Source organism: Paraburkholderia sp. BL25I1N1 (assembly GCF_003002025.1).
Classification (GTDB): domain Bacteria; phylum Pseudomonadota; class Gammaproteobacteria; order Burkholderiales; family Burkholderiaceae; genus Paraburkholderia.
Genome location: NZ_PVZB01000006.1, coordinates 166115 through 178452, shown reverse-complemented (window position 1 = coordinate 178452; position 12338 = coordinate 166115). Strand labels below are relative to the sequence as shown.

Sequence of the window (12338 nt, the reverse complement as noted above, 5' to 3'; positions counted from 1 at the left end):
CATCCTTTTCCGCGCTGCGCCGGGCTCGGTTGCCAATTCCCAGTTTGACGAATTTGCCAGCCACCGCCCGCGCCGTGATCCCGGTTCATGACGAGGTTGGCCACATCGGCGACATGTGTCGCCCATCGCCGGCGCCTTGCAACTTCACCCTCTTTGCTGGAGCTACCCATGAGCACGACTTACGCCTATGCAGCGACCGACGCTACTGCGCCGCTCGCCCCGTTCGAAATCCAGCGCCGCGAACTGCGCGCCCACGACGTGCAGATGGAAGTTCTGTTTTGCGGTGTGTGCCATTCCGATTTGCATCAGGCGCGCAACGAATGGAAGAACACGGTGTTTCCGGTTGTGCCGGGCCATGAGATTGTCGGCCGCGTGACCGCAGTGGGTCCGGATGTCACGAAGTACAAGGCCGGCGATCTGGTCGGCGTCGGCTGTCTGGTGGATTCGTGCCGCACCTGTGCGAGTTGCAAGGAAGATCTCGAGCAGTATTGCGAGAACGGTTTTGTCGGCACGTATAACGGTGTTGATCGAGTTGACGGGCAGATCACTTACGGTGGTTATTCCACGCAGCTCGTCGTGGATGAAGCGTTCACGCTGCGTGTGCCGGAGAATCTCGACCCTGCTGGCGTGGCGCCGTTGCTGTGCGCGGGGATCACGACGTATTCGCCGCTGCGGACCTGGGGTGCTGGTCCTGGCAAGAAGGTCGGCATTGTCGGTCTTGGCGGCCTTGGGCATATGGGTGTGAAGCTTGCTCGTGCGATGGGCGCGCATGTTGTGTTGTTCACGACCTCGCCTTCCAAGATTGAAGACGCGAAGCGGTTGGGTGCGCATGAAGTCGTGATTTCGAAGAATGCTGAGGAAATGGAAGCGCATTTGAATAGCTTCGATCTGATTGTGAATACGGTTGCTGCTCAGCATGATTTGAATCCGTTTTTGAATCTGCTTAAGCGGGATGGGACGATGACGCTGGTCGGCGCACCGGAGCATGATCATCCGTCGCCGCAGGTGTTTAATCTGATCTTCAAGCGTCGCCGGTTGGCTGGATCGTTGATTGGTGGGATTGCTGAGACGCAGGAAATGTTGGACTTCTGCGGGGAACATGGGATTACTTCGGATATCGAGGTTATTCCTATGCAGGGGATTAATGAGGCTTTTGAACGGATGCTGAAGAGTGATGTTAAGTATCGGTTTGTGATTGATCTGGATTCCTTGCGGAAGTGATTTTTCTAGTTTTTTGGCTTGCGCTGCGGGTCGTTTTTTTTGGGCTTGCGGCGCGGGCTGGTTCTGGTTTTTTTCTTGACCTGTGATTGGTTGTTAGGTTGGGGTGTTGGCCTTTCCTTGTGTTCTTGGTGGTCTATTAGCGTTGCCCCTGTGCGGGGCGGCACCTACTTCTCTTTGCCGCCGCAAAGAGAAGTAGGCAAGAGAAAGCGGCTCAAACCGCTAATTCTTAAGCGGGTCCCCCGCACAGCCGCGGTAGCGGCACATCTGGAATCCGTGCTCTCGCACATTCGGCGTGAGTGACAAAGCAGTCATTCTTCCGGCGGCGCTACGCGCGCCCCCCGGTACAAATTAAACCAATCGTTTCTTTCGGCGCATCGCCGAGGCGAAGCCGACGGCCCCCACAACGCACAAAACGAAGCCACCGACTCCTAAGTGGACCGCCCCGGCGAGCGCGGAGCGCGAGGCGGGAAGAATGAGCGCCTTGTCACAAGCGCCGAATGCGCGAGAACCCGGATTCCAGATGCGCCACTGCCGCGACTGCGCGGGGGACCCGCTTAAGAATTAGCGGTTTGAGCCGCTTTCTCTTGCCTACTTCTCTTTGCGGCGGCAAAGAGAAGTAGGTGCCGCCCCGCACAGGGGCAACACTAATAGACCACAAACAAAGCAAGGAAAGGCCAAAACCCTAAGCATCCCAAACAAAAAAAACCCACCAAAAAACAGACAAGAAAAAAACCAAAAGCAACCCTCGACAGGAGCATGAACCCGTGATTGACAGAATAACTGCAATGCGCACCTTCATCCGAATCGTGGACACCAACAGCTTCACCCGCGCAGCGGAATCATTAAACATTCCGCGCGCCACGGCGACCACCATCGTCCAGAATCTGGAAGCCCTGCTAGGCACAGTCCTTCTAGCCCGCACAACGCGGCGCCTAAGCGTCACCCCCGAAGGCGCCGCCTACTACGAACGCTGTGCGCAAATCCTCGCCGACATCGACGAAATGGAAGCCAGCATCCGTCACGCGACGGATAACCTGACCGGCCGTCTGCGTATCGAAATGCCCGGCGCCGTAGCCAGCGCTATCGTGCTGCCAGCTCTCGACGACTTCCACACGCGTTACCCCAACCTCGATCTCGCAATCGGCATCAGCAACCGCACAGTCGATCTGATCACCGAAGCCATCGACTGCAGCATTCAGCTCGGCGAATTGCCGGACTCGAATCTGGTCGCGCGCCAACTCGGCACGCTCGAACACGTGACCTGCGCGAGCCCGGCCTATCTGGCCCGCTACGGCACGCCGACGGATCTCGACGATTTGCGCGGACATGCGGCCGTCAATTGCATGTCGCCGCATAACGGCCGCGAAGTGGACTTCGATTTCGAAGTGAACGGCGAAGCGCAAAACGTGAAGGTGAAAGGCTTCGTCAAGGTCAGCGACGAACAGGCCTATCTCACCTGCGGTCTGCAAGGCCTCGGTCTGATCCAACCCGCACGGATCGCCGCGCAACCGTATCTCGACTCGGGACTATTGCGCGAAGTCATGCCGCAATGGAAGCCCGTGCCGATGCCGGTCTCGGTCGCCTATGTGAAGAATCGCCGCGTGTCGCCGCGCGTGCGCGCGTTCGTGGACTGGCTGGCAGAGTTGTTCGAGAAAGCGGAGCACGTCGATCAGGATCTCTCGCGCGTCCGTCAATTGCTGCGCGGCCTCCATCCCGCCTGAGATGGGTTGAATGCAGGCGCGCAGCGCAGTAGCAAACCGCGTCAGTTCGGCAGCTTGATCGGCACCGGCCGCGTCAGCAGTTCAGCGTCTCGAATAATTGCGTGATGATGGTCGGCGGGGTCTGCGCATTGATTTCGCTACCGCCGCAGGCCGAGAGTGAATGAAAAAGCGCGACTAAGGCTGACGAGCCTGCTGTGCCGATCCCGGGCACGCCGGATCCTTGCCCCAATGGCCGTCACATACGCGCCAGCGGCACAACTGGTCTTCGAAGAAGCCACGCTGTCCGCACTCTTTCACGCGCTCTGCGAGCTTGGCGTTGCCAGGTGTCGCGGATGCGCTAACCTTGGTCGCGGTCTTGCCGTCCGCAGTTTTCGCATCCGCCGGCTTGGTCCGCGCAACGAGCGCAGCCAATAGATCGGCATCCGAATCATCTTTCGATGCATTACCGCTCGTGCGCGTTTTCTTCGACTGAGCGACCGCAGTCGGCGCGCTCGCATGACGGTTGCCGGCAATCGCACTTTCCTTCTTGCCGTGCACGGCGCTCTCGTGGTTCTCCTTGCTGGCCACCGCCGTGGCGCTTTTGCCATGCTTCGCCGCCGGCGCCGTGACCGCGGAAGCGGCCGTTGCGGATGCCACCGGTGCGGGTGCGCTGCTCGGCTCCGCGCCGTCGGCGAGCGCGCGCGACAGACGGCTACCGTCGCTGGCGGGTGCTGTAGCGGACGCCGCAACGGCTTTGCTGTCGGTATCGTCGGCAACGATCGTGGCCGCTTGCGACGATGCCGGAGCCGGCGCCTCCGCTTTGGCGACAACTTGCGGCGCGGCGCTCGCGGCAGCCGCCGGCGCAGAACTCTTCTGCACGCTCTCAGGCGTGGCCGCCGCCAGCGACTCGCTCTGCACGCGCTGCTGCATATGCCATGCGCCCCAGCCACCGGCTGCGATCACAAGCAACGCGACCAATAGCAATGGCGCCCTGGACCGGCGTGGTTGTTCCGTGGGCGGCGCAACGCGGCCTTCGAGGTTCGCAAGAATTCGCGAACCATTGCCGTCAGCGCCTTTAGCCTTATCGGATAACAGGCTAGGCGGGGCTTTGGAATTCGAACTTTCCGGCGCACTCATTCACTGTCTCATTGAATCCTGGATTATTTCGCCGTGATAATACGTTCCGGCTCGCTCCGAGCAGGCCTGATTCTAAGAGCAAGCATTACAAAATACAATTGTTTCCAATTTCCGGGGTCGCCTTTGATTGCCGTAGTACTTCTCGCCTATTTCGCCATCGCCGTCGTGATCGCCGCAATCCTGCTATTGCCGGCGGCACGCGCCTCTTTATTAGGCGCGGCGCTCGCTATTCACGGCCGCGTTATGCGCGGAGCATCACGTAGTGCGTCGCGCGCTCGCGGTCAATTAGTACGCTCGGCAAAAATTTCGCAATCGACCGCAGCCGATATGCAAAAGTTACTGGTAAAGCGGCGCTTGCTGATTTTTACCACGACAGGTATTCTTGCGACGCCTCCATTGGTGGCATTGGCTTTACGCGGCCGGCAATTATTCCAATTCGATGACACCGCACGGGTTCCGGACGAGAAAATTGCCGCGCTATTGAATGGCGAACAGCTCGTACCCCCGCCGCCGTTGCCGCCGGAGGTATTCGCAACGCGGGAAGTCGAGCAGATCCGGCCCGCGCTTAAAGACGCGAGCCGCGACTGGAATTTGCTCGACGCCGATTTCAGAACGCGTTTATTGCTCGTGTACAAAATCATGCGCGAACAATACGGGTATGAAATGGCTTTGCTGGAGGGATATCGCAGTCCGGAGCGGCAAAACCGGCTGGCGCAAATGGGGGGCAACGTCACCAATGCCGCGGCGTTTCAAAGCTATCACCAATACGGCCTTGCCTCGGACAATGCGTTTTTGCGCGACGGCAAGCTCGTCATTTCAGAAAAAGATCCCTGGGCCATGCGTGGTTATCAGTTATACGGGCAGACAGCCGAACAGGTCGGTCTGACTTGGGGTGGTCGCTGGAAAATGATGGATCTCGGGCACGTCGAATATCACAAACCCGGCTTCGTCCTCGGGCGCGGTCATTAATGCGCAATGGGCGAAACCGGATAATAAAGAGGTTGGCATGGGGCGTTCAATCAATTTTTCTGGCGAAAAGTGGCAAGGCCGCACGCATAACGGCATTGTTCCGATCAGCGTAATCACGGGCAAAACCTGTCGATTTAACAATTCCGCCGTATTCGCTTTCGCCTGAATATGCTTTCGTTTTATTTCAAACGCCGTACGCGCGCCCTGCTGTCTTCTACAGCACGCGCCACAACACTCATCATCAAGACCTGAACGGCTTATGCGACGCATTCTCAACGTGTTGACCCACCCACGCACGCTCTCGATCATCGGCTTGCTCGCGCTCGCTGCTGTTTTATTCATCGGCGCCGATACCTTGCAGATCGACCTGATGTGGCCGGCCATCGTGCTCGGCGCCGTGATCGCGCTGTGGCTGCTGGTGTGGATCGTGCGCCGGCTGCGCGCGCGCCGCGCCAATCGCAAGCTCGGCGAAATGCTCGAGCAGCAGGCGGAGAAGCAGGCCGAGGCCGGTCCCGCGCCCACGCCCGCGCGCCAGGCCGAACTCGACGTGCTGCGCACGCGTCTCGTCGATGCGGTGAAGACCATCAAGACCTCGAAGATCGGTCAGGTTTCGGGCGGTTCGGCGCTCTATGAGTTGCCGTGGTACATCGTGATCGGCAACCCCGCCGCGGGCAAGAGCAGCGCGGTGTTGAATTCGGGCTTGCAATTCCCCTTCGCCGACAAGAACAACGCGGTGATCCACGGCATTGGCGGCACGCGTAACTGCGACTGGTTCTTTACGACCGAAGGCATTCTGCTCGACACCGCCGGCCGCTATTCCGTGCATGAGGAAGACCGCACCGAATGGCTCGGCTTTCTCGGGCTGCTCAAACGTTTCCGGCCGAAGGCGCCGATCAACGGCATTATCGTCACGGCGAGCATTGCGGAACTGACAAGCAGCAAGCCAGAATTCGCGATCAATCTCGCGAAGAACTTGCGCCAGCGCGTGCAGGAGTTGACCGAGAAGCTCGAAGTGTTCGCGCCGGTGTATGTGATGTTCACCAAGGCCGACCTGATTACCGGCTTCACCGAATTCTTCAGCGGCAGCGAGCGCCACGAATACGATCGCGTGTGGGGCGCCACCCTGCCCTACGAGCCAGACGAGAAGCGCGACGTGGTTGGCCTCTTCGACGAACACTTTGAAGAGCTGTACGACGGCCTGAAAGAGATCAGCGTCGCGCAGATGTCGATCAATCGTGGCAATAAGCTCTCGCCGGGCCAGCTGAGTTTCCCGCTTGAATTCTCGACGATCAAGCCCGCGTTGCGCGCGTTCCTCGCCACGTTGTTCGAGACCAACCCGTTCCAGTACAAGCCGATTTTCCGCGGCTTCTATTTCACCAGCGCATTGCAGGAAGGCGAAACCAATAGCGCCGCGGCCACACGCATTGCGAACCGTTTCGGCCTGAGCTCGGACAGCCTGCCCAAGCCGCATAGCGCGTTCTCGAAGAACGGTTTCTTCCTGCGCGATCTGTTCTCGAAGGTGATCTTCGCCGACCGGCAAACGGTCAGGCAATTCGCCAGCCCCGCCAAGACGCGCATGCGCTATGCGACCTTCTTCGGCTTCGTCGCGGTGCTCGCACTGGCGCTTGGCGGCTGGACCTGGTCGACGGTCAACAACCAGCAGCTCACGGCGAACGTGCAGGCCGACCTCGACAATGTCGTGCGCCTGCAGCAGAACCGCAACGATCTGCAATCGCGCCTGCAGGCCATGGACGTGCTCGAGGACCGCATCGACCAGCTCGAACAGTTCCGCCGCGACAGGCCGCTCGCGGTGTCGCTCGGTCTGTATCAGGGCGATCGCCTCGAACAGCGCCTGCTCACCGAATACTACAACGGCGTGCGGCAGATCCTGCTCGATCCGGTTTCGCAGAATCTCGCGTCGTTCCTGAAGGACGTCAACGCGCATCCCGATCAGCTCGCGCCGTTGAATCGCGCGCCGGATGCTGCCGCGATTCCGGTCTCCACCCATTCGGCCATGAGCGCGAACAGCCAGGGCGGCCTGTATAGCGACGCCTCGCCGACCAACGTCGAAGATGCGTACAACGCGCTCAAGACTTACCTGATGCTGAGCGACAAGCGTCATGTGGAAACCGCTCACCTCACCGATCAGGTTGCGCGCTTCTGGCGCGGCTGGCTCGAAACCAATCGCGGCAACATGCCTCGCGACGAGATGATCCGCAGCGCCGAACGCATGATTACCTTCTATCTCGCGCGCGTGTCCGATGACGACTGGCCGATGATCGATCAGAACCTCGGCCTCGTCGATCAAACGCGAGAGAACCTGCGCCGCGTGGTGCGCGGCATGCCGGCCCGTCAGCGCGTCTACGAGGAAATCAAGGCGCGCGCGTCGACCCGCTTCGCGCCGATGACGATCGCGCGCATCGTCGGAGAAAACAATACGGCGCTGGTGGCGGGCAGCTATGCGATCCCCGGCACGTTCACGCGCGAAGCGTGGTTCCAGTACGTGCAGCCCGCGATTCGCGACGCCGCGACGAAAGAGTTGCAGGCGAAGGACTGGGTGCTCAACACGTCCGCGCACGACGATCTGACGCTGGAAGGCAGCCCCGAACAGATCCAGAAAGCGCTCGTCGCGATGTACAAGACCGAGTACGCGATGCACTGGCAAAAGTTCATGCAAGGCATTGCGGTGCAGAGCTTCGGCAGCTTCGGCCAGGCGGTGGATGCGATGAACCGTCTCGGCGATCCGCAGGACTCGCCGATCCGCAAGGTGCTCGAAACCGCGTACGACCAGACGTCCTGGGACAACCCGTCGCTCTTCAACGCGAATCTGAAGCGCGCGCAAACCGGCGTGACGAGCTGGGTCAAGAACCTGTTCTCGCGTGCGCCGACTGGCCAGATCAACGCGAATATCGACATCAACGGCAATCCGGTTGAAGTGCCGATGGGTCCGATCGGCCAGGAGTTCTCGGCGTTGGGCCGTATCGTCGTGAGCGGCGACAACGGGTCAATGCTCAAGGGCTATATGGAGACGCTGTCGAAAGTCCGCACGCGCTTTAACGTGATCAAGAACCAGGGCGATCCGGGACCGGGCGCGCGTCAACTGATGCAGCAGACGCTCGACGGCAGCGGTTCCGAACTTGCCGATTCGCTGAAGTACGTCGACGAACAGATGCTCACGGGTCTCACCGACTCGCAGCGCAAAGCCCTGCGTCCGCTGCTCGTGCGTCCGTTGATGGCGGCGTATGCGGTGGTGATCCAGCCGGCCAGCGTCGAAGTCAACAAGGTGTGGAACGCGCAGGTGTATCAAAGCTTCCAGGGTTCGCTCGCCAACAAGTATCCGTTCGCGAGCGATGCGAAGGTCGAAGCCGGCGCGGGCGAGATCGCCCAGGTGTTCGGCCCGGACGGCGCGATCGCCAAGTTCGTCGGCACCACGCTCGGACCGCTCGCGGTACGTCGTGGCGACACGCTGACGGCCCGCACATGGGGCGACATGGGCCTCGCCCTCACGCCCGACTTCACCAGCGGCTTTGCGCGCTGGGTCGCGCCGCTCGCCGGCGGCGCGGCGGGTGCGACGGCGGGCCAGGGTTCGGCCGAACCGCAGACCGTGTTCCAGATTCTGCCGCAGCCGAGCAGCGGCACGACGGAATACACGCTGGCGATCGACGGGCAGCAGATGCGCTACCGCAACACGCCGCCGCAGTGGACCAACTTCGTGTGGCCGAACCCGTCGGGCTCACCAGGCGCGACGTTGAACGCCACCACCTTCGACGGCCGCACGCTGCAACTGGTCAACGAACCGGGCCGCTACGGTCTGGAGAAGCTCATCAACTCGGCGCAGCGCAAGCGTCGTCCGGACGGCACGTTCGATCTGTCGTGGACGCAAGGCAGCGTGACGGTGGCGGTCAGCATGCGCATCATCAGCACCTCGCAGGCTTCGAGCGGCAGCAGCGATGCGCCGCAGCAGCAGAGCTTGCGCGGCTTGCGGCTGCCGTCCTCGGTGGCGGATGTGAGCGCGGCGGCGAACTCGGTCAACGCGACGGCTGCGGGTGCGCCAGGCGCCGCGCCCGCGCCGGCTTCCCCGGCGGCGCGCCCGGCCACCGCCGCCACCGCGGTTTCGAATACAGGGGGTGCGCAATGACGCAAACCGTGCAGGCGCAAATCGCCTACTTCGGCAAGATCCCGTCGCGCGGCGACTTCGTGAAAAGCGCGCATAACCCGCAATTGCTGGCTACGCTCGACCGCTGGATCGCCGAAGCCATGGAACTGCTCACCGACGATCCGCGCTGGAAGATCGTCTACGAAAACGCCAAGCCGATGCACTTCGCGTTCCTCGGTTCGCGCAGCAAGCTGGCGATTGCCGGGCATATGATGGCGAGCCACGACCAGTCGTCGCGGCGCTTTCCGTTTCTTGCCGCGACCGCGCTCGAAGTCGAAAAGCCGCTGACGTTTCTCGCGCACAGTCCGCTCGCCTTCGCGCGCTTGTGGTCGCGCGTCGCGGCGCAAATGAAGCCGCTGCTCGGCGCCAGCGAACCGCCCGGCGCACTGCAGGCGCTCGGCGAAACGCAAGTGCCGATCGAGATCGGCGGCGGTCCGGGCAATCCGCACGACGGCACCTTCAACGACTTCGTCGAACACCAGACACTCGCCGGGCTCGAACAAATGCTGCTGGCGAGCGGCCATCCGGTGCGCTTGCGCGGCGCGATGCTGGCGCTCGGTTCACTGCTGCGTCCAGTGATGCAAAGCGGCTCGTCGCATCTCGAACGCGGGCTGACCTTGCCTCTGCCGAACGATCCGTTCTATCGCAGTCTCGTTGCCGCGTTCTGGCTCGAACTGGTTGCGCCGTTCGTCGCGCAGGCGGATTTCGAACTGGCGATTTTTATCGGCACGATTGCCGAGCGCGAGCGGCTCATCATCGGCTTTAACGGCGCCTCGGCCAAAACGCTGCATAGCGTGGTCGATCCGCAGTCGTACGCGGCGCACAACATCGATATCGACGATCCCGAATGGATCGACGAACACGCACAAAACGATCATGGCATCAGCAAGCTCGTCAGTTATCTCGACCAACCGCAACTGTCGCTGCGCGTCAGCATCGACACGTTCCGCGAAGCATTCACGGGAGCGTGACACGATGCTGAACAACACATCCACCGCACGCATGACGGTGCTGCTCGCGGGTCTTCTGCTCAGCCCGTTCGCGCATGCCGACAACGACGGCCCCGCTCGCGTCACGCCGGTCGACAATAGCGGCGTTTCGATTCACACCACGGTGCTGCCGCCGGCCGCTTCGGCCTCAGTCCGCAATGCGGGGCCCGCGGTGAGCACGGCCGGACTCGCGAGCGGTACGACCGGCGCCGGCACCGGTGCGATCACCGCGGCGCCGCCGCCGGCCAATGCGACGCCTGGCCAGGTCGTGGTCGGCGGCAAGGTGCCTGACGAAGCGACCAAGGCGGCCGTGCTCGCGCGCCTGCGCGACACGTACGGCGCGGCCAACGTGGTCGACCAGATCGAAGTCGCCGATGTGGCGACGCCGCCGAACTGGTCCGCCAATGTGCAGAAGCTGATCGGCCCGCAGTTGAAGCAGATCAGCAAAGGTCAGCTGAAAATCGACGGCACGCAGATCGACGTGAAGGGCGAAGTACACAACGAATCGCAGCGCCAGCAACTCGCGAGCGACATGGCGAATGCGTTGAACCCGACTTACACGATCAAGAATGGACTACGTGTGAGTGCGTCCGAACAAGGCCTGCTCGATCAGACGCTCGCGAATCGTACGATCGAATTCGAAACCGGCAGCGCGACGCTCACGCCGCAAGGCCGCGCGATTCTCGATCAGATGGCCGCCGCGATGGGGAAGATGACGACGAGGACTGTCGCAATCATCGGCCACACCGACAACTCGGGTAACCGCACGTCGAATATCGCCTTGAGCCAGGCGCGCGCGGATGCGGTGAAAGGTTATCTGGTCGCGAAGGGCATTCCGCCGCAGCAGATGACAACGACCGGCGTCGGTCCGGATCAGCCTATCGCGTCGAACGACACGACCGATGGGCGGGCACGGAATCGGCGAATCGAATTTCGTGCGGGCTCTTGAACGGTTGCTGTTGGTGCAGCAGCGTGCATGAAAAAAGCCTGGCCTCGATAAGAAGCCAGGCTTTTTTTCTCGTTCGGACCGCCTTCTTTAGCTGTTTTCTTCCGGCTTCACGCCCAGCAACTCGCGAATATGCGCGAGCGATCCATCGTCTTTGACCACCGTCGAAAGCCATTGATGCAATGGCATATCCGCCGCCTCGGCAGCTTTTTCCGCGAAATACGCGGCTGGATTATGCGGCTCGGTCGCGCGAAAAAACCTGGCCACCGCACGCAATTGCGCGACGGCCTGCGCGCGGCTCTGGATTCCTGCAACTGGACTCGTCGGCATGGTCGTCAACACAGGTTCCTCGCGTTGCGGTGCGGTCTTGAAGGTGGGTTCCGCGCGGTCCTGCTCGTGCGCCGCGGGTGCTTTAGGGGGCGGCGCGTCAGCGCTCACGCCGACTTCGCGCGCAAAGCGCTCGGCCAACCGGTAGACGTTTTCGTAAGCGTCCTTCGCCTGACGGAAACTCGGCGCGGAATCGGCCGCGCGCCGGTCCAGTTCCTGTTCGAGCGCGAGCATGGCCGCCTCGAACGCCTTCAGATCGACTAGCAGCGTCGAATAGAACGCCGTCGGCGTAGCGCGCTTGGACGCCTCGATCTGATCGATCGACGGCTTGCCGCGCGCGATATCGTCGGCGTGATCCGGATCGCGTTTGACGGCTTGTGCAACGTGCGTGGCGACATCCCAATCGATCGTGCTGTACGCATTGCCCTGCGACGACGTGAGCGGCATGGCGCGCAGCAGATCTCCCGTACGCCCGACCAGCCACGCGACATTGCCGAGGCGATACTCGGTGTCGTCGCCGTCCGGCAGCGGATGCACGTGGTCCCAGTAGCGCTCGCATAGTTTTGTCAGCAGCGCGTAACCCTGCGAAAGACCGTTGACGCCCTCATCGATCGCAAGTGCTTCGGTAAGCCACACCGCGAGGCGCAAGTCCTTGGTCTGCGTTTGCAGCAGACTGGCCGAACGCTCGACCACGAAAGCCCAATCGGCTTCCTTGACCTCCGTGACCCATTCGCCCTGATCCAGCGAGGGATCTTCGAAACGGCGCGCGTGCTGGATCGCGTCGAAATCCGCCGAAAACAGCAGATCGTCGCCACAGGGCGAGGTTTCGCTGAGCGGAGCCAGCAAGGTGTCTAGATTAATCGGCATGAAAGAAAGCAATAAGTATCGGGTAC

8 protein-coding genes are annotated in these 12338 nt (G+C 61.5%); 6 read left to right on the top strand and 2 right to left on the bottom strand.

Annotated elements, in window-relative coordinates; genetic code table 11:
- Positions 1–168: 168 nt before the first annotated feature.
- Both B0G73_RS11380 and B0G73_RS11375 read left to right on the top strand, forming a co-directional pair.
- The gene (locus B0G73_RS11380) at positions 169–1221 is read left to right on the top strand and encodes an NAD(P)-dependent alcohol dehydrogenase (protein WP_106280718.1); all 1053 of its coding nucleotides are present in this window, start codon (positions 169–171) and stop codon (positions 1219–1221) included.
- Positions 1222–1985: 764 nt separating this feature from the next.
- A complete protein-coding gene (locus tag B0G73_RS11375) occupies positions 1986–2942 on the top strand; it encodes a LysR family transcriptional regulator (RefSeq protein ID WP_146144169.1) in 957 nt (318 codons plus the stop codon).
- A gap of 174 nt (positions 2943–3116) precedes the next feature.
- Here the strand turns inward: B0G73_RS11375 and B0G73_RS11370 are convergent, their stop codons facing one another.
- Complete coding sequence (locus B0G73_RS11370; protein ID WP_106280714.1) at positions 3117–4058, bottom strand: hypothetical protein; 942 nt, start codon at positions 4056–4058, stop codon at positions 3117–3119.
- Between the two features lie 123 nt (positions 4059–4181).
- Between B0G73_RS11370 and B0G73_RS11365 the strand changes: the two genes are divergently transcribed.
- The 4 genes from B0G73_RS11365 (at position 4182) to B0G73_RS11350 (ending at position 11121) form a co-directional block, all read left to right on the top strand.
- The gene (locus B0G73_RS11365; protein ID WP_106280712.1) at positions 4182–5027 is read left to right on the top strand and encodes a M15 family metallopeptidase; all 846 of its coding nucleotides are present in this window, start codon (positions 4182–4184) and stop codon (positions 5025–5027) included.
- Positions 5028–5286: 259 nt separating this feature from the next.
- Entirely contained in the window at positions 5287–9165 is a 3879-nt protein-coding gene (gene tssM, locus B0G73_RS11360; RefSeq protein ID WP_106280710.1) for a type VI secretion system membrane subunit TssM, read from the top strand.
- Positions 9162–10154: a type VI secretion system-associated protein TagF gene (gene tagF / locus B0G73_RS11355; RefSeq protein WP_106280708.1), complete on the top strand. Its 993-nt coding sequence runs from the start codon at positions 9162–9164 to the stop codon at positions 10152–10154. Before tssM ends, tagF begins: the two co-directional genes overlap by 4 nt.
- Before the next feature lie 4 nt (positions 10155–10158).
- Complete coding sequence (locus tag B0G73_RS11350) at positions 10159–11121, top strand: OmpA family protein (RefSeq protein ID WP_106280706.1); 963 nt, start codon at positions 10159–10161, stop codon at positions 11119–11121.
- Between the two features lie 87 nt (positions 11122–11208).
- Here the strand turns inward: B0G73_RS11350 and tssA are convergent, their stop codons facing one another.
- A complete protein-coding gene (gene tssA, locus B0G73_RS11345) occupies positions 11209–12312 on the bottom strand; it encodes a type VI secretion system protein TssA (RefSeq protein WP_106280704.1) in 1104 nt (367 codons plus the stop codon).
- Between the last annotated feature and the right edge of the window lie 26 nt (positions 12313–12338).

Coding starts and splice junctions, on each gene's coding strand:
- B0G73_RS11380 (WP_106280718.1), top strand. CDS start 169: ATGAGCACGACTTACGCCTATGCAGCGACCGACGCTACTGCGCCGCTC.
- B0G73_RS11370 (WP_106280714.1), bottom strand. CDS start 4,058: ATGAGTGCGCCGGAAAGTTCGAATTCCAAAGCCCCGCCTAGCCTGTTA.
- tssM (WP_106280710.1), top strand. CDS start 5,287: ATGCGACGCATTCTCAACGTGTTGACCCACCCACGCACGCTCTCGATC.
- tagF (WP_106280708.1), top strand. CDS start 9,162: ATGACGCAAACCGTGCAGGCGCAAATCGCCTACTTCGGCAAGATCCCG.
- B0G73_RS11350 (WP_106280706.1), top strand. CDS start 10,159: ATGCTGAACAACACATCCACCGCACGCATGACGGTGCTGCTCGCGGGT.
- tssA (WP_106280704.1), bottom strand. CDS start 12,312: ATGCCGATTAATCTAGACACCTTGCTGGCTCCGCTCAGCGAAACCTCG.